Source organism: Gloeobacter violaceus PCC 7421 (assembly GCF_000011385.1).
GTDB lineage: Bacteria > Cyanobacteriota > Cyanobacteriia > Gloeobacterales > Gloeobacteraceae > Gloeobacter > Gloeobacter violaceus.
In genome coordinates this window covers 1,481,849-1,501,843 of record NC_005125.1, presented here as the reverse complement: position 1 = coordinate 1,501,843, position 19,995 = coordinate 1,481,849, and the positions used below count along the sequence as shown (strand labels likewise).

General features: G+C 61.0%; 18 protein-coding genes and 1 pseudogene. 7 read left to right on the top strand and 12 right to left on the bottom strand.

Annotation, left to right across the window (positions count from 1 at the left end):
• Positions 1-7: 7 nt before the first annotated feature.
• From psb29 to GLL_RS07265, 4 genes are read right to left on the bottom strand one after another with little or no spacing between them, the layout of a single operon-like run.
• Positions 8-676, bottom strand: coding sequence for a photosystem II biogenesis protein Psp29 (psb29, locus tag GLL_RS07280; protein WP_164928768.1), 669 nt, complete (start codon positions 674-676; stop codon positions 8-10).
• A 52-nt stretch (positions 677-728) separates the two neighbouring features.
• Positions 729-1,115, bottom strand: coding sequence for a DUF1818 family protein (locus GLL_RS07275; protein ID WP_011141399.1), 387 nt, complete (start codon positions 1,113-1,115; stop codon positions 729-731).
• On the bottom strand, positions 1,115-1,519 hold the full coding sequence (locus GLL_RS07270; RefSeq protein WP_011141398.1) for a hypothetical protein: 405 nt from the start codon (positions 1,517-1,519) through the stop codon (positions 1,115-1,117). Before GLL_RS07270 ends, GLL_RS07275 begins: the two co-directional genes overlap by 1 nt.
• Before the next feature lie 9 nt (positions 1,520-1,528).
• Entirely contained in the window at positions 1,529-1,954 is a 426-nt protein-coding gene (locus GLL_RS07265) for a gamma-glutamylcyclotransferase family protein (protein WP_164928767.1), read from the bottom strand.
• 76 nt (positions 1,955-2,030) lie between these two features.
• On the opposite strand from GLL_RS07265, the gene GLL_RS07260 reads away from it, so the two are divergent.
• Positions 2,031-2,834: a phosphatidate cytidylyltransferase gene (locus tag GLL_RS07260; RefSeq protein ID WP_011141396.1), complete on the top strand. Its 804-nt coding sequence runs from the start codon at positions 2,031-2,033 to the stop codon at positions 2,832-2,834.
• Here the strand turns inward: GLL_RS07260 and GLL_RS07255 are convergent, their stop codons facing one another.
• Positions 2,835-3,266: a DUF3531 family protein gene (locus GLL_RS07255; RefSeq protein ID WP_011141395.1), complete on the bottom strand. Its 432-nt coding sequence runs from the start codon at positions 3,264-3,266 to the stop codon at positions 2,835-2,837. It lies immediately after the preceding gene.
• Between the two features lie 95 nt (positions 3,267-3,361).
• Between GLL_RS07255 and GLL_RS07250 the strand changes: the two genes are divergently transcribed.
• The 4 genes from GLL_RS07250 to GLL_RS23415 all read left to right on the top strand — a co-directional run bounded on the left by GLL_RS07250 (position 3,362) and on the right by GLL_RS23415 (position 7,590).
• Positions 3,362-4,927 (top strand): photosystem II high light acclimation radical SAM protein, encoded by a 1,566-nt coding sequence (locus tag GLL_RS07250; protein ID WP_011141394.1) that lies wholly within the window; start codon positions 3,362-3,364, stop codon positions 4,925-4,927.
• 89 nt (positions 4,928-5,016) lie between these two features.
• The gene (secY, locus tag GLL_RS07245) at positions 5,017-6,318 is read left to right on the top strand and encodes a preprotein translocase subunit SecY (protein WP_011141393.1); all 1,302 of its coding nucleotides are present in this window, start codon (positions 5,017-5,019) and stop codon (positions 6,316-6,318) included.
• 17 nt (positions 6,319-6,335) lie between these two features.
• On the top strand, positions 6,336-6,980 hold the full coding sequence (locus tag GLL_RS07240) for an adenylate kinase (protein WP_231848420.1): 645 nt from the start codon (positions 6,336-6,338) through the stop codon (positions 6,978-6,980).
• 241 nt (positions 6,981-7,221) lie between these two features.
• Positions 7,222-7,590, top strand: a complete 369-nt coding sequence (locus GLL_RS23415; protein WP_011141391.1) for an RNA recognition motif domain-containing protein — start codon at positions 7,222-7,224, stop codon at positions 7,588-7,590.
• Positions 7,591-7,654: 64 nt separating this feature from the next.
• Here the strand turns inward: GLL_RS23415 and GLL_RS07230 are convergent, their stop codons facing one another.
• The 5 genes from GLL_RS07230 to GLL_RS07210 form a co-directional block, all read right to left on the bottom strand.
• A complete protein-coding gene (locus GLL_RS07230; RefSeq protein WP_011141390.1) occupies positions 7,655-8,839 on the bottom strand; it encodes a TRC40/GET3/ArsA family transport-energizing ATPase in 1,185 nt (394 codons plus the stop codon).
• 172 nt (positions 8,840-9,011) lie between these two features.
• Complete coding sequence (locus GLL_RS07225) at positions 9,012-9,782, bottom strand: energy transducer TonB (protein ID WP_164928766.1); 771 nt, start codon at positions 9,780-9,782, stop codon at positions 9,012-9,014.
• A complete protein-coding gene (locus GLL_RS07220; RefSeq protein WP_011141388.1) occupies positions 9,745-10,164 on the bottom strand; it encodes an ExbD/TolR family protein in 420 nt (139 codons plus the stop codon). Before GLL_RS07220 ends, GLL_RS07225 begins: the two co-directional genes overlap by 38 nt.
• Positions 10,161-10,796 carry a MotA/TolQ/ExbB proton channel family protein gene (locus GLL_RS07215; protein ID WP_011141387.1) on the bottom strand — a complete coding sequence of 212 codons (636 nt, stop codon included), beginning with the start codon at positions 10,794-10,796 and terminating at the stop codon, positions 10,161-10,163. The genes GLL_RS07220 and GLL_RS07215 overlap by 4 nt, the downstream gene beginning before the upstream one ends.
• A 236-nt stretch (positions 10,797-11,032) precedes the next feature.
• A complete protein-coding gene (locus GLL_RS07210; protein ID WP_231848418.1) occupies positions 11,033-13,747 on the bottom strand; it encodes a TonB-dependent receptor in 2,715 nt (904 codons plus the stop codon).
• 944 nt (positions 13,748-14,691) lie between these two features.
• Here GLL_RS07210 and GLL_RS23645 point away from each other — a divergent pair.
• Positions 14,692-14,790, top strand: a pseudogene (locus GLL_RS23645) (hypothetical protein); the annotation flags it as partial.
• A 157-nt stretch (positions 14,791-14,947) separates the two neighbouring features.
• Here GLL_RS23645 and GLL_RS07200 read toward each other — a convergent pair.
• A complete protein-coding gene (locus GLL_RS07200) occupies positions 14,948-17,566 on the bottom strand; it encodes a TonB-dependent receptor (RefSeq protein WP_231848417.1) in 2,619 nt (872 codons plus the stop codon).
• Positions 17,567-17,837: 271 nt separating this feature from the next.
• Between GLL_RS07200 and GLL_RS07195 the strand changes: the two genes are divergently transcribed.
• Complete coding sequence (locus GLL_RS07195; RefSeq protein ID WP_011141384.1) at positions 17,838-19,733, top strand: tetratricopeptide repeat-containing sulfotransferase family protein; 1,896 nt, start codon at positions 17,838-17,840, stop codon at positions 19,731-19,733.
• 4 nt (positions 19,734-19,737) lie between these two features.
• Here the strand turns inward: GLL_RS07195 and GLL_RS07190 are convergent, their stop codons facing one another.
• Positions 19,738-19,983, bottom strand: coding sequence for a hypothetical protein (locus GLL_RS07190; protein WP_011141383.1), 246 nt, complete (start codon positions 19,981-19,983; stop codon positions 19,738-19,740).
• Positions 19,984-19,995: the final 12 nt, after the last annotated feature.

The following is a 19,995-nucleotide window of genomic DNA, read 5'->3' as shown; positions in this document are numbered from 1 at the left end:
CCTCGCCTCAACCAGGCTGGGAAACGGCCCGTTCCTCGCGCTTGCGGCGCTCGGTCTGGCTCAGTTCGTCGACGACTTCTTTGGAGCGCTTGATGCGTTCGAGCACCGAGTGGAAAAAGTCGAGATCGCGCTTGACGCGGTTGTAGTCGAGTTTGAGGTAGGTGCAGATCTGCTGGAGCCGCTCGAGGCGATCTTTTTCGGACATCGCCGCCGCGCGGCCCGCCTGCTCCAGAATATTGGCGAGCCCCAACGAGAACAACCGGCTGTACTTGAAGCGTTCGGCATTGGCGATCCCGGCCAGGGTGTCGCCCATGGCCTTGAGCCGGCCGTCGCCCGCTTCGCGCTTGCCCGCCATCACCTCGAGCACCTCCTGCGCAGGCAGCTCGGCGGCAATCGCCCGCCACTGGGCGGCGTCCGTATGCAACTGCTCGTAGGACAATTCGAGGGCCGTGCACAAGGCGCGCAAGATGGCATCGCGCTGTTCGACGGGCGTGTAGCCCTCCATCAAAGCCTGGTAAGCGGTCAGTAGACCCGTGGCAAACAGCGGGTCGTGGCGAAAGTCCTGGTTGGTGATGAGCAAGTGCACTTCCACCAGCAACTCGTCGATTACCCGGCGGTAGATCGAGTTGACGGGCCGCGGGTAGGCGGCGAAAAAGGCCCGCTTGCTATCGGACACAGTGCGTTTGCTGGTCACTTCGATACTCTCAGGAGGCGTCCTGAACCATTGTCTACTGCTGGAGCCCGGACAGCAAGCCTGCCCCCGCCAGCTGCTCCAGAGCTTCTATCACCTGGGCGGCTATGGGAGCAGGCCAGCTTCCCTCGGCGGCCCGGCCCTCGACCATGCGCAGCCGCAACCCGAAGGCGGCGGCTGTACCAGATAGATTCAATTCCACATAAAGATTCCCGACGCCGAGTTCCGCACTCTCGCCGTCCATCAACTCCGCGAGGCTCACCTGCCATTGCCGGAGGAGCGAGACGAGGGCCGCGAGCAACTGCACCGTCTCCGGCCGGGTCAATTCAAAAGACCAGTCCGCGCCGCCCACCAGCGCGCAGTAGGGTTCGCGCTCAGGATCAAAGGCGACGATCCACTTGTCGGTCTCTCGCCAGAAACCCATCAGCGCTGCAGGGCAAAGACGAGCACGTCAACCAGGCGGTTGCGCTCGCGGCGGCTGAGGGCGTCGACGGCGGCCCGGTCGCGCGCGAGGGTGTCCTGGCCCGCTTTGTACTCGGGGTAGGTGGCCGGGTCGATGTTGAGGTTGTAGCCCAGATAGTCAGATAGGGTCAGCTTCCAGTCGAGGCGCGAGGTCTCCGGACGGCCGCGGATACTTGCGTGATAAAGCATCAAGCGGCGCACCAGGGTACTGTCGGGCTTGCCGGGCAACTCGCCGCGCTCGAGATTCGGCATCTGCTCGTAGACTTTGGCGGCGGCCGTCTCGAAGCGGGTGGCCGCCCGCAGGCCCACCGCCCCCCAGACTAGAGCTAGTGTCAAGATCGCCGCCCCAAGCAACTTTGATCGCACGGCCTTGCTCTATTCGTTCGGACCCAGCCTATCGCGCCCCGCGCGGTAGCGGCACCAGTCCCCCCCGGCGATGCGCCGATCCGGGCGACAGTAACTTTCGAGGCCCGACCCGACGGCATAGACCAGCCAGGTGCCGTCGGGCCGCTCCAGCACCACTGGCCGATAGTACTGCTCTTCGATGCCTTCGAGCCGGTCGAGATCGATCATCAGCGCTGCGCGGGCGGCCGGGTGTGGGGTGTACAGTTCCCCCACCACCGGCGGGGCGGCCTTGTCAAGCGATAGCGCCGGGTAGTGATCCTCGACCGAATAAAGATGCCCGCGGCAGGTGGCTTCACGCACCCAATCCGCCCGCCCGCGCAGCAGGCCGTGGTTGCACTCCCCTTGCCTGAGCGTGCCGTAGACGAACAGCAGTGCCGCCCGATGCCAAAAAGCCATGACCTTTTGTCGGTACCATCGCATTATCCCCCGCTCGCCGTAGGGTCGGGCCGGTGCGCGCGCCTATAGTGGTTGCATGTCGGCCCGCATCCTCAGCGCGAGTGTTCTCATCCCCGTGGTCCTGCTGGCCATCTACCTCGGGGGCTGGTTTTTCACCCTGGCGCTCGCGGTACTGGTGGTGCTGGGGCAGATCGAGTTTTTTGAGATTGTCCGCCGCAAGGGCTACCGGCCCACCGAGAACCTCTGCCTGGGTCTGAGCCTGACGCTGCTTGCCATTCAGCAGCTCTATCCGCAACTGGCCAATGGTGCCTTTGTGCTGGCCGGGGGGCTGGTGTGCGTGTCGCTGCTGTTTCGCCGCCAGCCCCCGGCCACGATCTCCGATATGGCCACCAGTCTTCTGGGGCTTTTCTACACCGGCTATTTGCCCAGTTTCTTGGTGCAGCTTCGAGCCCTCGATGGATTGGGCTATCTGCTGCTGCTTACCTTTGCCTGCATCTGGGCCTCGGATATCGGCGCGTTTTTCTTCGGCAAGGCTTTCGGCCGCACACCGCTCACACCCATCAGCCCCAAAAAGACCGTCGAAGGAGCAATCTTCGGCACGACGGCGAGCATTCTGGTCGGTCTGGCCGGGGCCGCCCTGCTGGGCTGGTCGCTCTGGCCCCTCACCGGCGTCGTCTTTGGGTTGCTCGTGGGCGTGAGCGGGCTGTTGGGCGACCTGACCGAGTCGCTGATGAAGCGCGATGTCGGCCTCAAGGACGCGGGCAACTTGATCCCCGGCCACGGCGGCATTCTCGACCGCGCCGACAGCTACATCTTCACCGCCCCGGTCGCTTTTTACTTCATCGATTTCATCGTCCTGGGCCGCCTGCCGTTGCCTTGATCACTCGTCCAGGTTGCCCCAGGGCGGAGCGTCCCCCGAGCCGCCAATTACCAAGCGCTCGACGGGCAGATACTCTTGATTTAGAGTCTGCACGGCATTGATGAGCACATCGAGCGAAAGCGAGTCGGCGGTGCCCAGATCGAACCAGCACTTGGCCGTGCGCCCGTCGTACTCGATGTCGCCCATGTTGTGCATCAAAGCGGGCATCACATCTTCTGCGCCCAAGTCGTAGGTCGCGTAAGAAAGGCTCAGATCCTCGGCGGCCTCGTGCAGCGGCAGTCGTGAGGCGTTGAAGCCGCCCAACAGACCCAGCGAGTACCAGGCATCCAGCACCTGTTCCAGGTAGAGGCGCTGGCGCTCCGCCGGCGCCTCCTCAAAGAGAAGCCACAGCCAGAGGTCGGTCCAGTTGATCTCGCGCAGGATGACTTGCATGGCGTCGGTGGGGTGGCTCTCCCGACGATATCACCTGCCCCGGCACCCGCAAGTAAGATGAAAGTGACAGTTCTTCACAAAAAAGCGCAAAAACGATGCCCTCACCGTCCTCCGCCGCCCGGCCCGAGCGCATTCTCTACGTGCGCCTGCCCTGCAACCCGATTTTTCCGATCGGCGTCGTCTATCTTGCCGATCACGTCCACAAGCTTTTTCCGACCATCGAGCAGGAGATCTTTGATCTGGGCGCGGTGCCCCCGCTCGATTTTTACAAAGCCCTCGAAGACAAGATCATCACCTTCAAGCCGAGCCTGCTGGTCTACTCCTGGCGCGACATCCAGATCTACGCGCCCGTGGGCGGCCGGGCGGGCAACCCCCTGCAGAACGCCTTTCAGCTTTTTTATTCCGAGAACCCTTTGGAGCGCGTGCAGGGAGCCCTGGGCGGTTTGCGTCTGGCCACCGATTATTACGGCGAACTGTGGCGCAATCTGGGCCTGATCCGCCGCGGCTACGCCATGGCCCGCGCCCACAACCGCGAGGCCCGGGTGGTGGTGGGGGGCGGCGCCATCTCGGTGTTCTACGAGCAACTCGCTTCTCAGCTTCCCCAGGGCACGATCGTCTCGGTGGGCGAGGGGGAAACGCTTTTTGAGAAACTCCTGCGCGGCGAGGATATCGCCTCCGAGCGCTGCTACGTGGTCGGCCGCACCCGGCCGCGGCCGGGTCTGGTGGCCGAGCCCCCCACCCCGATGGTCAAGACCGCCTGCAATTACGATTACATCGGGCAAATCTGGCCGCAGTTCGACTACTACCTGGACGGGGACTTTTATATCGGTGTGCAGACCAAGCGCGGCTGTCCCCACAACTGCATCTACTGCATCTACACCGTCGTCGAGGGCAAGCAGGTGCGCGTCAACCCGGCCCATGAGGTGGTCCGGGAGATGCGCCAGCTCTACGACCGGGGCATCCGCAATTTCTGGTTCACCGATGCCCAGTTTGTGCCGTCCAAGAAATATATTGCCGACTGCATCGAACTACTCGGGGCGATCAAAGCCTCGGGTATGCAGGATATCCACTGGGCCGCCTACATCCGCGCCGACAATCTGCCCCCCGAACTCACCCGCCTGATGGTCGAGACCGGCATGAACTACTTCGAAATCGGCATCACCTCCGGCTCCCAGTCGCTGGTGCGCAAGATGCGCTTGGGCTACAACCTGCGCACGGTGCTCGAAAACTGCCGCCACCTCAAAACGAGCGGCTTCAACGATCTGGTCTCGGTCAACTATTCGTTTAACGTCATCGGCGAGACCCACCAGACCATCCGCGAGACGATCGCCTTTCACCGCGAACTGGAGGCGATTTTTGGCCGCGATAAAGTCGAACCGGCGATTTTCTTCATCGGCCTGCAACCGCACACGGGCCTTGAAGAATACGCCCTCGACAACCGCATCCTCAAGCCGGGCTACGACCCGATGAGCATGATGCCCTGGACGGCCTCCAAGATGCTGTGGAACCCGGAACCGCTGGGAGCTTTCTTCGGCCGCGTCTGCCTCGAAGCCTGGCGGCGCGATTCCAACGACTTTGGCCGCACAGTGATGGATATTCTCGAAACCCGCCTGGGGCGAGCCGCACTGGCCGAGGCCCTCAGTGCTCCGGTCGCTGTCTAACAACCCGCGCACCTGGGCTGCGGGTTACTATGATTGGATAAGTTTGCAGTCAACTCAGCCGTAGCAAAGGCGCGGGAGGGTGCGGTTCGATGGAACGAGGTCGCGAAAGGCAACTGTCGGCGCAGGAAACCTTTGCCCAGATGGCGTCAGCCTCCGGGTTACGCCGCCGCTTGCTGTTCACCCTGGGACTACTGGTACTCTCACGCATCGGTATCTACATCCCACTGCCGGAGATCAACCAGGCCGCCTTCCAGCAGGCTACTCAGAATAACGCCATCATCGGCTTTTTGAACATTTTTGCGGGCGGCGGTTTCACGACTCTGGGCGTCTTCATGCTGGGCATCTTGCCCTACATCAACGCCAGCATCATCATGCAGCTGCTGGTGCCGGTTTTCCCCAAACTCGAAGACCTTCAAAAGAACGAAGGCGAGCAGGGACGGCGCCAGATCGCCCAGTACACGCGCTATCTGGCCCTTGGCTGGGCGATTATCCAGAGCATCGGTGTGGCCATTTACATCAAGCCCTTTGTTGCCGACTGGAGTCCGCTGTTTGTCATCCAGACCACCCTGGCACTCACCGCCGGGGCGATCTTCGTAATGTGGCTGGGAGAACTGATCACCGAAAAAGGAATCGGCAACGGCGCCTCGCTGCTCATTTTTGTGAGCATCGTCTCCAGCTTGCCCACCGCCTTCAGCCAGACCTTCCAGCTGTTGCAGGCCGACTCCTCGCGGGTGGCGGGGGTGGTCGTGCTGCTGCTGGTTTTCCTCGCCATGATCGTGGGGATCGTCTTTGTGCAGGAGGGCACCCGCCGCATCCCGATTATCTCGGCCCGCCGTCAGGTGGGACCGCGCCGCCAACAGTACCAGCAGCAGCAGACGAGCTACCTGCCTCTGCGTGTCAACCAGGGCGGCGTCATGCCGATCATCTTCGCCTCCTCGCTGCTGTACCTGCCTCTCACCTTTGCCCAGTTCGCCCGCAACGCCACCGTCGATCAGGTGGTCAACGCCATTTCCAGCGGCTGGATCCACAACATCCTCTATCTGGTGTTGATCCTGTTTTTCAGCTTCTTCTACGCGACGCTCATCATCAACCCCGAGGATGTCTCCAAGAACCTCAAGCGCATGGGTTCGAGCATTCCGGGCGTGCGCCCCGGCACCGCCACTTCCGAATACATCGCCAAGGTGATGAACCGGCTGACTTTTCTGGGGGCGATTTTCCTGTCGGCGGTGGCGATCATTCCGACCTTTGTCGAGCAGGGGACCGGCATCACCACCTTTAACGGTCTGGGGGCCACCTCGCTGTTGATTCTGGTGGGCGTCGCCATCGACACCGTGCGCCAGATCCAGACCTACGTGATCTCCCAGCGCTACGAAGGCATGGTGAAACGCTAGTGGCCACTCGACGGCTGATGTTGCTCGGCGCTCCGGGAGCGGGCAAGGGTACCCAGGCCCAACTGCTCATGCAGGAGCTGGGACTGCCACAGGTTTCAACGGGCGATATTCTGCGCGCTGCGGTCAAAGAAGGCACCCCCCTGGGACTCGAAGCCCAGAGCTATATGAACCGCGGCGCGCTGGTGCCTGACGCGGTGGTCGTCGGCTTGATCGAAGACCGCCTGGCCCGGCCGGACGCCGGCGGCGGCTGGATCCTCGACGGCTTTCCCCGCACCCCCGCCCAGGCGGAAGCGCTCGACGGACTGCTTGCCCACCTGGCTCAGTCCCTGGAGGCGGTCGTGCTCATCGACGTACCCGAGGCGCAACTCATCGAGCGGCTCACCGGACGGCGCACTTGCCCGCTGTGCAAGCGCATCTTTCACGTGCGCTTCAATCCGCCGCCCGCGGCGCCGCCTTTTTGTACCGACCATACCGACTGCCCGAGCGAACTGGTGCAGCGCCCCGACGACACCCTTGAGGTGGTCAGCAAACGGCTGAACGTCTATCGCGAATCGACCGAGCCGCTGATTCGGTACTACCAGGAGCAGCAGAAACTGACGAGTGTCGATGGGGATCGGTCGCCGGAAGTGGTATACAGCGAACTGCGGGAATTATTGGGTTAATCGCTGACGTACCCGCCCTTTCGGGGTCTATGCTAGTATCTACCCAGTACCGCGCGGACACGCGGAAACCAAAGTCTGGCAACGATTAGAGCATGTTTTCGGTCCTCGAAATAGGTGCACTTGATAGTTCCAGAAACCGTCATACCCACCCGGGATTGACGGATGTCCATTTCGTGCAAGCCATCGGTAGGGTCGCTGTTTTGTCCTTGTCGATTGGTTCATCTCGTTCTGGAGACAAGCAGTGACTTTATTTGTGGGTAACCTGCCCTTCTCTGCCACCGAGCAGGAAATCGTCGAAGCCTTCACCGAGTACGGCGAAGTGAAATCGGTCAAGATTCCGATGGACCGGGAGACTGGTCGTCCCCGGGGCTTTGCCTTCGTGGACCTCGAATCGGAAACGGCCGAGCAGGCAGCCATTGACGATCTGGACGGCGCCACCTGGAACAACCGTGAAATTCGCGTCAACAAGGCGGAGCCTCGCCCCGACCGCCGTGCCGGCGGCGGCGGCGGTGGCGGCAACCGTAGTGGCGGCGGTGGCGGTGGCTACCGCGGTAGCGGTGGTGGCGGTGGCGGTGCGGGTGGCGGCGGTGGCCGCGACCGCCGCTACTAAGCGATAAGCCATATCAAGCCCGGCGACGTACTGCTCTCGCCGGGTTTTTGCATTCTGCCGTTATCTACGGACCGGCAGCGACGAAGCGAATCTGTAGGAAGTCCTCGTGCATCCGGGCTCCACTCGGCTGCAGAGCAGCAAGCGACTGCGGCAGCACCAGGTTGCGGCGGTGGTTGCCGATGCGAATGTTCAACTCATCGCCGGTCTTGGCCAGTTGCACCTCCGACTTCGGCACGCCGGGCAAATAGAGGTCGAGGCGGTAGGCACCCGCCTCTTGAACGACCTTAAGGGTAGTTTCGGCGTACAGCACGGCCGCCGGATCCTCCTCACCGTAGAGATCGTCTTTGAGGCGTTCGAGAGCGGCGATACCCACCATTTCCTCCTGGTAGAGCGGGATCTCCCGCACCGGCAGGGGGGCAAAGTTTTCATGGATTTGCCGGCGGTAAACCTGCTGGGCCTGTTTCCAGCGCTGAAAGTACGGGTCTTGGACCCCGTCGGGGATGATCCGGTTGGCGATCACCAGGTCGGTGGCCACGTTGTAAAGGCTCAGATAGGCGTGGGCGCGCAGCGACTCTTTGATCACCATCTTCTCGGGGTTGGTGACTAGGCGGACGGTGGTGAGGGTGTTGTCGGTGAGAATGCGCTCCAACGCCTCGATTTTTTCGTAGAACTCGTAGGGCGCGTCGATCACCTCGGCGTTCGGCAGCGGGATGCCCACCACCCGCCGGGCCACCGGGTCGAAGATGGGCGTGAGGGCCTTGGCGATTCCCTGCATCGGCTTGAAGAACTTGCGCACGTACCAGCCTGAGACCTCCGGCAGACTCAATAGGCGCAAAGCCGTGCCGGTGGGGGCCGAATCGATAATCAGCACATCGTAGTCGGCCTCGTCGTAGTGTCGCTTGACCCGCACCAGGGAGAAGATCTCGTCCATGCCCGGCAGCACTGCCAACTCTTCTGCCTGGATGCCATCGAGGCCGCGCGCCTGCAGGACGGTGGTGATGTATTTTTTGACCGAGCCCCAGTTCTCTTCCAGTTCCACGAGGGCGTCCAGTTCGGCGGCCCAGAGGTTCTCGCTCACCCGCCGCGGCTCGTGCCCCAGAGGCTGATCGAGGGAGTCGGCGAGGGAGTGGGCAGGATCGGTAGAGAGCACCAGCGTCCGATAGCCCAACTCGGCGCAACGCAGCCCGGTGGCGGCGGCCATGCTGGTCTTGCCTACCCCACCTTTGCCGGTCATCAAGATAATGCGCATTTTGTCCCGGCGTCTTGCTGCTGCGCTCTGCGTCGCCATCGGGTTGCTCACTTTTAAGATTCCTTAATCTCAATGGTAATAGCCTCCGGGTCCATCGGCGTGGCCGGGCTAAAACAACGCGGGCGGCGGTACGATACCGCCGCCCGCAGGCTGGGATCAAGACAACTGGAAGCTACTGCAGGGAGAAGGTGACCGGGATGCGCACCCACGCCCCCACCGACTCCTCCCCCCGCCGCGCCGGCTCGAACTTCGTGTTGCGCACCGCCGCCAGCGCCGCATTGTCCAACTCGCTGTGCCCGGAAGATTTGGCCACCTGCACCTCGCCCACCGAACCGTCCGCGTTGATGTAAGCCTTGACGATTACCCGACCTTCCCAGTTGTTCTGCTGGGCGATTTCCGGGTACTCCGGCTGCACCGCCCCCTTCGGACGGGCGTTCACCAACGGCGGCGGCGGCGGTGGGGGCGGCGGCGGCGTCTCCACCACGTCCGTCCCGCCGCTGCCGCCATCGACACCCAGAGGCGCAATGCTGCCAAAATCGTCGCCCTTTTCGGTGCCGTAGCCGGTGCCGCGCGAACCGGCCAGTTGGTTTTCGCTGACTGTGCCCGCATCGGCGCTCACCGCCTTGGAAGAGAGGATCGTCCGCGAGGCTTTGGCCTTTTGGGGGGCGCTCTTTTTGGGAACGGGCTTTCTGGAGAAGCTCTTCGGTTCGGGCGGTTTCGGTTTGGGCGGTTCGACTTTTGGTTTGGGAGGCGGCAGTTTGGGAGCCGTCTCGACCATGACCATTTTTTGGGCCTTGGGGATTTCGGGAGGCTTCGGTTCGGGCAGTTTGAGGGCGAACAGTCCGGCGTGGAGGAGGGCGGAGCCTACCACGCAGGCGAGGATGAGTTTGAGGCCACCGTCGTCGTCATTTGGTGTCCGTTGCCATAGCGATCCGGGTTGCATTGACCTGCCTGAGTTCGTCGAGGATGTTGACAATGTGCTTGTAGCGGACTGACTTGTCGCCCGCGATGACGATAAGGCGATCGGGATCTCTTTCCACTACCGCTTTGATCGCCGGACCGATGCTCTTGAGATCGATGGATTCTTTATTGAGGAAGAACTTGCCCTCTTTGGTCACCGAGAGGGTCACCTGCTCGCTCATCTGGGTGGTCTTGGCAGCCTTCGCGGTCGGCAGATCCAGCGAGAGCCCCTGCTGACGCGTCAAGAAAATCGACGCCAGCACAAAAAACGTCAAAATCGAAAACAGCACGTCGATGAGCGGCACCATGTTGATCTCGCCCGCTCCACCCTCGTCGCCGTCGCTGTCGCTGAGCTTGATCGTCATCGCTTCACTCCCTCGGTCTCCGCCATCCGCCAGCGCAACTCCAGCTGCGTCCCCGCCGTCTCCATCAGCACAATCTGACGGCGGGCCAACGCCCGAAACAAACTCGCAAATATCAGCGTAAACAGCGCCACCATCATCCCCGTCGCCGTCGCAATCAGCGCCTCGGAAATGCCACCCGCCACTTCCAGACCCTTGCTGGAGGCCTCCGTACCCAACCCCAGCGACGCAAAGGAATTGATCAGACCCAGCACCGTTCCCAACAGACCCAACAACGGCGACAAGGTCACGATCGTGTCCAGTACCGACACGAAGCGCTTCAGCTTCGGGATCTCGGTTTTGGCCGCCCCTTCGATCGCCAGGCGGAAGGCCGTCTCGTCGTCGGTGCGCACCGAGAGCGCCGAACCGAAGATCCGACCCAGCGGAATGTCCGCATTTTCGTTAATCAGCCGCCTGAGCTGGTCGGGCTGGTAGCGCTCGGTGGCGAAGGCCTGTTCGACGAAAGCCTTCTGGCGCGGCAGCAGGCGGACGTAGTAGATGATGCGCTCGATGATGATGGCCAGGGCGATGATCGAGCACAGCAGCATCGGCCACATGACGATGCCGCCCCGCACAAACCAGTCTATTACTGCCATTTCTTCCCGGTCTCTCTCGTAATTGTGCTTGCACGCCAGGCTCTCTCGAACGCACAACACGTCGGAAAGCACAAGGCAGATACCTTGGTAACACAATACCGCCGAAGTGCAATGTCCATAGTAAACACTTAGTGAATTGCCATAAAACGGCCGCCCCCGAGGAGAGCGGCTGTCCAGAATGGAGTCTGGGAGAGGCGCTCCCCGCTTTGGAGTGACCTGGCGTCATACTGCCTGTCTTAGCCGCCTATCTCGAAGCGGCCGCCCATCAGGAAGTTTGTTCCGATGGCTGGGACGAGGACCGGATTCTCGTAGGTGGTGTTGGTGACATTGCGCACGCTGCCCAGCACGGTAAAGAAGGGCGTAAGCGGCACTTCGACGTTGATATCCAGCGTCGCCCACGAGGGCGTGAACGTCGTGTAGTCCAGCGTGAAGCCGTCCTGGTAGCGGAAAACCAGAGCCGCGAGCCAGCCCTTATTCGCGTAGGTCAACCGTGCCCCCGCATTGTTGAAGGGGATGCCCGCGTTCTGGAGCTGGTAGATGAACAACGTGGTGTCGATGGAGTCGGTTCTGCCGACCAGCCGCGAATCGCTGTTGGTGTAGTTGGCCTGAAAGGTCAACTCAGGGGTGACCTGCCAGCGGGCCAGAAGCTCGAACCCGGTCGATATCTGGGTATCGCGGTTGACGCGCTGCTGGATAAAGGCAAAGTTCGAAGTGGGATCTCCCGGCACGAGGAAGTTGGGGTTGGGAAGGATGGCATTGCCAAAGACGCCGTCCAGGTAAATGTTGAAGTAGGTGGCCTGCAAACTGACATTCGGCAGGGGCGTGACATCCACACCGGCGTCGAACGCCACGCCCGACTCCGGTTTGAGGTTGGGGTTGGCGACGAATATGCCGCCCGAAACGTTCAGATCCGAGATACTCGGAGCATTGAAGATATAGTTCCAGTTGGTGCGCAGGGAAATAAAATTGCTGGGGGTGTAGCGCAGACCCGCCCCCGGTGTTCCCACCGAGCCGAACTGTGTGCTGTAGGTATAGCGGAAGCCCACATTCAATTTCAGCTCCTCGCTGAAACTAATGTCGTCAATCAAAAAGATAGACGTGCGGGAGATCGTTTGATCGAAAAACCGGCGGCCACCCTGCTTCTGCTGGTAGCTGCGGTCTTCGTTGTAGTTGACGCCGAACTGCAGGTTCTGTCCCGGGGAAATCTGGGTGTTGATGGCTGTTTGGGCTTCAAATTTTCTGCCTTCAAAGTAGGGCTGGGCCGGTGGGTTGACGGTGGCCTGACCGGGAGTGGTGAGCCCGAAGAGAATCGGATCGATGTTGGTGTTGAAGTTGAAGACCGGGGAAAGGTTATAGGCGTTCCCCAGAAACTGAAAGTACTGAACGTAACTGTTGAGCGTCGTGGTCGGCGACAGATTGAGATCCCACTGCAAGGCAGCTTCGGTCTGGCTCTGATTGTTGGTCTGGTAGAAAAAACCCTCAGTGATCACCGGTTCTACCTGGTAGGCCTGGCCCGGGGCGACGGTTACACCGCTCAGCGAGTTGCTGTAGCGAAAATACGGCGAGGAATAAAAGTTCGAAGGGGTATTCACGAAGTAGCGCTGTTGGGGGCAGGGTGCTTCGGTCCCATCGGGATTGAGGGGCAAGTAGCGCTCGCCAAGCAGCGTGCCGTTGGCTCCTGGGGTTCCAAGGCCGTTGCTGCCGGTGCAGAGGGTACCGTAGGCATTGCCCGAACTGGCGAAACGGAACTGGCTGTTGAGCTGGCCAACGCGCAAGGTGAGCTTGTTGTCGGGGTCTGGCTTGAAGGTGATCTTACCGGTGTAGGTATCCGAGGCGTTAATCGAGGAGTTGTTGACGCCGCTTACCGTCAGCGGTGGACCGACTTCCGGTTTCATAAAACCGTACAAATCGAGGTCACCGCTGTTGTCGGGGTCGGCACCGGGAAGACCGGAGGAGTTGAAGCCCGGACCAAGAAACGGATCGATGGAGTTCGGGTTAGTCGTGGGGCCGTAGAACTGGGCCTGGTTTGGCAGCGTGACACTGAAAGGATAGTCGTTAAAAGCAGCAACCCCCGAGTAGACCAGGTTGTAGCTAAAGGTGTCGTCGCCCCCGCCGTACTTGGCAAGATAGCGGCTGTTGCCGTAGTTACCGACCAGATACTGCAGTGTCAGCTTCGGAGGACCCTTGGGCGTCTCGGTGATCAAGTTGATGACGCCGCCCACCGCTCCTGAGCCGTAGCGCAGTGTGGCACCACCGGTCACCACTTCGATGCGCTCGAGATCGTCGACGACGAACGAAGAGAGGTCCGAGCGGTTGTTCGAGGAGCGCTGGATCGACAGGCCGTCTCTGAGCACCTGAAAGCGCTGATCGTCGAAGCCGCGCAGGAAAATCCCACCGGCACCGCGCACCCCGCCCAGCGAGGGGAGCGTCGTGAAGCCAGGGATCAGCGTCAGGGCATCGGTTGCCGTTGTCGCCCGAACCGCCTGAAAGTCTTCTTTTTTGACGGCATAGACCACCGACGGTGTGTCGCGCGCCCGGGTGGCGCGCCGAGTGGCGGTCACCGACACCTCGTCGAGCACATCGCCCTGTTCGTCGGGCTCGTCGCTGGTACCAGGCGCTTGGGCCGTCGGTGCGGTGGCCGGAGTCGCTTGAGCCGTCTGTCTCTGTCGTCCGTTGTCCTGCACTGCCAGCGCTGTCCAATCCCACAGCGGCGGGCGGTACTCCAGATCCGCAGCCTTGGCACTGGTTTTATCGAGCAGTTGCCTGGCATCCTCGATGCTGAGCGTCTGACTTTTCGCCTCGGTGGCGCGGGCAACTGCATCCTGGGGCAAACCGGCGATCTGGTCGGCTTGGGCGTATACCGCCGCACCCATCAGACCGGTAGACAGAGCGGGCAATAGCGCGGCCCACACAAAACTTGAACCCAACTTGCGTTGGAACGTATTGTTCATTTCCATTCACTCCGAACCACTGTGGCAATCCATGAGCCCCAGAAAAAGATGGGACTCTAAATTCTCTTATCAGCTTTTGCCTTAGGTTATCGATCGGAATGAACATATTGCGTACAGCTGAAGCTTGTAGACGCAAAAAATGACCAACAGCTGCGACTGCTGTGCCAGCAGAGCTAGTATTCACTGAGTTCTCGGGTAAGCCGTCTATGGCAGCACGCCGAAATGCTGCGCTGTGTGGGTTACACAGCACTGCCCATCGGCGCGCCGATGGCAGACATGACTGAATTGCCTACCAGATCAGGGTTCACCCTAGTGCTCAGTTGATTTGATGTGCTGCATCGCTTGAGCGATTTTATAAACTGCCGGCACAAAGAGAAATGCACGTTTCGTAGCAAGCTGACCACTCATTGGTGCCAATTGGGAATATGATACAAGTCGCTTTACACCGGGGTACGCATGTCTCGGAATTGCCGATGATTGCACTGTCAATCGCGCCTCTCTCTTTCACGGCGAGCGTTCCGAATTCAGACTTTCTTGCCAGACAGTTGACTCTTGATATTGCTGAAGCAGTCTGATCAGAGAGAGTAGCGAAATCCTTGCTCAGTTCCTGCGGAGCTGAGAAGGCAGGAAAAGCAATCAAGGAAGACAAGACAGCAGCAACTATTACCCGCATATTGCACTCCAGAATAGATTCGAATGAGACAAGTAGAAATATTGGAATGGTCAAACTATAATAGAGGGTATACTATATCCACTTAAATTTCAACAAATGAATGTACAGTTTTTTTGAGACGATCTGTAAATATTTTTGAAGTTTCTTGGACTAGACCCGTAAACCTGGACCGCGCCTACTACGGATTGTTCAATAGGTAATTGGTTAGTTTTGTTAGGAGTGATCAAATTAGTACTGGTTCTTGAGTTCGCCGGACCCTTAACAGAAACTAGCGAAATGGTGTGCGGATTATAATCAGTATCGTCTGCATAGTTCTCTAGTTTGGATGACACCGATAGAGTTCGCCAGTGCTGCGACTCGGGATCTTTGACTTGTCTAGGAGATAGACAAGTTTTTCCATTCCCATCGCTCCAGTATTGGAAACAATGCCAGAACAAAAACATCGGCCCAAATGGACCGATGTTTTTGTTCTGGCTCAGAATCTATGTCCCAAACAACGAACGAATCGTTTTCTCTTGCTGGTAACGTCAGCCACCAATCTCGAAGCGCCCGCCCACCCGGAAGGTTGTCCCCGGTGCCGGGATGCCGTCGAGGTACTGGTACTGCGTATCGGTGATGTTAAAGACGCTGCCCGTCAGGATAAAGAACGACGTGATCGGCACCTCCACGTTCAAGTCCAGCGTGAACCAGTCAGGTATATATTCCGTCGAAGCGAAGCGCCGCTTGCCGCTGTCGTAGCGGCCCAGCAGTGTCGCCGTCAGCCCCTTGGTGGCGTAGGTGGCCGAGACGACCACGTTGTTGAAGGGAATGTTGGGATCTTGGAATCCGTAGAAGAACGGGAAGGTCGATTGGTCGATGCTGTCTGTAAATCCGTAGGCCCGTGCGTCCTGGTTCGTCCACACCGCCCGCAGCGACACCTCGGGATTCACCTGCCACCTGGCGTCCACCTCGAGGCCCGAGGCGTAACGGCTGGCCAGGTTGCGCTGCTGCTGCAAAAAGGGCGTAAATCCGGGGGTGAGGGCGAAGTTGATGAAGTCCGGGTTGGGGAAGACGACCGTGCTGATCACCCCGTCGAGGTAGGTGTTGAAGTAGGTGGCGCGGATGCCGACGTTGGGGGCCGGCGTGAGGTCGATGCCCGCGTCCCAGGTGACGCCCGCCTCCGGCCGCAGATTCGGGTTCTGAAAGAACGGTCCTTGCGGACTGCCCACGAACAGGTCCGACAGGCTGGGCGAGTTGAAAACGTAGGAGTAGTTGGTGCGGAACGAGATGAAGTTGGCGGGCGTGTAGCGCAGACCCACCGCCGGGGTGCCCACCGTGCCGTACTGGTTCGAGTAGGTGAATCGGGCGCCCAGGTTGGCCTTGAACTGGTCGCTGAAGCTGATGTCGGCAATGGCGAAGACCGAGGAGCGGGTGAAGGCCCGGTCGAAGAAGGTGCTGCCGCCCGCTTTTTGCTGGTAGGAACGGTCCTCGCGGACGTTCACACCAAACTGGATGTTGCCGCCGGGGCTGAAGCGGTGGTTGAGCACCGACTCGATGGCAAAGAGCTGGCCTTCGAAAAAGGGCTGGGAAAGCGGACCGAGCGATAGAGCGGGAGCGCCGCCCAGAATATTGGTATTGACGCCGAACTGGGGGGGGCGGCTGCCGTTGCCGGAGAACTTGAAGTAGTAGATGTAGCTGTTGAGGCTGGTGGTCGGGGTGATGTCGTAGTCCCACTGCAGGGCCACTTCCGTCTGTGACTGGCTGGTCACCGCGAAAAAGTCGATGGTGCCAATCGCCCCTTCCGCCGTCGGGTAGGCCTGCCCGGGGGCCAGAGGCACCCCCGAGAGCGACTGGGTATAAGTAAAAGGAGAGCCGCCGAAGGTCAGCAGGTTGGAGCGGGTGTTGACCAAAAAGCGCTGCGGGCTGCAGGCGACCTCGTTGCCGTTGGCGTCCAGGGGCAAGAAGCGCTCCAGGTTCAACGTGCCGTTGGGTGAAGCGCTCGGCCCGCCGAAGCAGGTGCTGAAGCTGTAGGTTCCCGGCCCGTTCTGGGCGTTGCGGCTATTCTGCTGGCTGACCCGGAAAGTCAGGCGGTTGCTCGGATCGGGCTTGAAGGTCAGCTTGCCCGAGTAGGTGTCGCTGGCGTTGAAGGCCACATCGGCCGTCCCCTGTACCTTGATGGGCGGTCCCACTTCGGGCTGCAGATAACCGAACAGGTCGACCGTCTCCGGCTGGTTCTCCGGGTCGGAGGCGAAGTTGGGGTTCGGCACGAGCGTGCCCTGCGGATAGAACTGGGCGGAGTTGGGCAGGGTGTAAGAAAAGGGATAGTTGTTGAAAGCGACGGTGCTGGTGAAGACCAGGTTGTAGCTGAAGGTGTCGTCGCCCCCGCCGTACTTGGCGAGATAGCGCGAAAATCCGTAGCTGCCCGCTTCGTAAGAGAGCGTCAGCTTCGGCGGCCCCTTGGGCGTCTCGGTAATGAGGTTGATCACCCCGCCCACCGCACCGGAGCCGTAGCGCAGCGTCGCCCCGCCGGTGACCACTTCAATGCGTTCGAGGTCGGCTACCTGGAAGCGGGAGACGTCGGTGCGGTTGTTGGAGGAACGCTGCAAGGGTAAGCCGTCTTTGAGCACCTGGAAGCGTTGGTCGTCAAAACCGCGCAAAAAGTTGCCCGCAGCGTTGCGAACACCGCCCAGGGAGGGCTGTCCGACGAAGCCGGGCACCAACAGCAGCGCGTCGGTGACGGTGGTGGCCCCCTGCTTCTGGAAGTCTTCCCGGTTGATGGTGTAGGTGGTCGCGGTGGTGTCGCGCGCCCGGGTGAGCCTGCGGGTGGCGGTCACCGACACTTCGTCGAGAATATCGGTCTGCTCATTGGGTTCGGCAGCAGGATCGGCAGGTGCCGGTTCAGCGGCAGGCGGGGTAGACGGGGTCGCCTGGGCGGTCTGCGGTTCCCCGCCGCTCTGGACCGTGGCGGGTGTTGTCCAGTCCCACATCGCCGGGCGGTAAGTCAGATCGTTAGCTTTAGCGCTGGACTTTTCGAGAAGCTGCTTGGCCCCTTCGATGCTCAGGGTTTGACTTTTCGCTTCTGCGGCGCGAGCAACGGCATTTTGGGGCAGACCGGCAATCTGGTCGGGTTGAGCAAATGCTGCTGAGTTCAACAGACCGGTGGACATAGCAGGCAGCAGTGCCGCCCAGACTAAACCTGATCCCAACTTGCGTTGGATCGTATTATTCATTTCCATTCACTCCATACCACAGTGGAAATCCATGAGTCCCACCTTGCGAAAGCGGGATTCTTTAGTCTAATACCAGATTGGGACTTGAATTGTCGATCAGCGTGAACAAATTGTGGTCGGACAGTGCACAAGTCGGTTAACAATCAATATGTCCGTATCATTCTGACAGCAAAGTCCGTCGGCAAAGGCCAATTACGAGAACCCGGCGATGGCAGCCAAATCGAAACGTCCCAAACCCGGCCCTACCCGGTCCACTGTCGAGGATGCCCGCACCGCCTGCGGGCGCGGGGAGCAACTGCGCAAGCAAAATCAACTGACCGAGGCGATCGGCTGTTTTCGCCGGGCGGTGCGCCTCGAACCCGGACTGGTCGAAGCGCACTTTGGCCTGGGGGTTGTCCTCGCCTCCCAGGGCCAGTTGCAGGCAGCCGCTGCGAGCTTTGAGCAGGCCCTACGGCTGCAGCCCGATTTTGCCGAGGCCAGCTTCCAGTTGGCCGTCGCCTACGCCCGGCTGGGGGCGCCGGGCCGGGCGGCTGCGGCCTTTCAGCAGACCCTGGCCATCCGCCACGACCACACCGGGGCGCACCTGGAACTAGGCCATTTGCTCATGGCCCAGGGCGACTGGCAGCGGGCGGCAGGCTGCTACCGCCAGGCCCTCGCCATTGACCCCGATCTGGCGACGGCGCATTTTCGATTGGGGTACATACTGCAGCAACAAGGCAGACTGCCGGAAGCGCGCGAACATTACTTACGGGTAGCGGCACTGGACGCGGGCTCGGCAGCGGCCCGGGCCAACCTGGGGCTCATCTGCAAAATCGAGGATCAGGTAGAGGAGGCCGTCGGTTGGTACCGCGAGGCTCTGGCGGTCACCCCCGACGAGCCGGTGATCCTCTGCAACCTGGCCATGGCTTTTGAGCAGCAAGGGGTGCACGGCGAGGCCGAAGCACTCTACCGGCGGGCACTGACCCTCAATCCGGGCGATCCGGAGGCGGTGGCGGGGCTCGCCTCCCTCCACGAAAAGCGCCGCGAATACGAAGCGGCAGGCAACCTGCTGGTTCCTCTAGCCGACGGCCGCACCGCGAACCTGCGCGTCGCCATCGTCTGGGGAATCGTCTGCGAGCGGTTGGGGCAATCCGAGCGGGCGCTCGACGTACTCGCGGGCGTGCTGGCGCGGACCGGCCCCCCGCAAGATCGGGCGCTGCTGTTGTTTCGGCTGGCGAATCTGTACGATGCGCTCGGCCGCTATGACGAGGCTTTTGAGCACCTGCGGCAGGCCCACGCGCTGGAACCGCTCACGTTCGATCCGACCGCCTGGGCCGGGACGATCGACGCGATCGTTCAGACTTTCAGCGCCGAGCGGCCGGCCCGACTACCCCGCTCGGGCCTGGCCACCGAAAAGCCGATATTCATCGTCGGCATGCCGCGCTCCGGCACCAGTCTGGTGGAGCAAATTCTCTCCCGCCACAGCGGTATCCACGCCGCCGGGGAGTTGGTCGACCTGTTTATGCTCGCCACAGCAGTTGAAAATTACCCGGCCGGTGTCCTCGAACTCGCGCCGGAAGCTTTGCATACTCTGGCCCGGCGCTATCTGGACCGTCTGGAGCAACTCTCGCCCTCCACCCTGCGCGTCACCGACAAGTTGCCGCAGAACTACCTGCACCTGGGGCTCATCGCGCGATTGTTTCCGGGGGCGCGGATCATCCACTGCCTTCGCGATCCGCTCGACACTTGTCTATCGTGCCATTTCCAAAATTTTGGCCTCAGGCATCCCTACAGCGGCGATCTGGCGCACCTGGGTTTTTATTATCGGCAGTACGAGCGGCTGATGGCCCACTGGCGCTCGGTATTGCCCCTGCCCATGCTGGAGGTGAGCTATGAAGCGCTCGTGGCCGATCCGCAAGCCGTCAGCCGCGCACTGGTGACCTTCTGCGGCCTGGAGTGGCAAGAAAGCTGCCTGCGCTTCTGGGAATCCGAGCGCTTCGTCAACACCGCCAGTTACGACCAGGTGCGCCGTCCTGTCTACGACAGTTCGGTAGGGCGCGCCCGCCACTATGCCGCGCACCTCAGGCCTTTACGCGCCGCCCTGGAAGATGGGGAAAATCGATGATGCTTCAAGCTGCACCTCCGTCCTGGCTCATCAGATAGTCCACGGTCCGCTTGAGTTGCTGGATACCTTCGGTCATTTGCGCGATCGCCTGGGCATTGGCGGCAATGGCTTGGGCGTTGGCCCCAATCGCTTGGGCGTTGGCCGCTGCCACCCCGGCACCCGCCGCGATGGCGCGGGTATTGGAGAGCGTTTCGCGGGCCAGCACTTCGAGAATGTTTTCGATACGGTCCAAACGCTGTTCGGTACTCATGACAGGAAGATG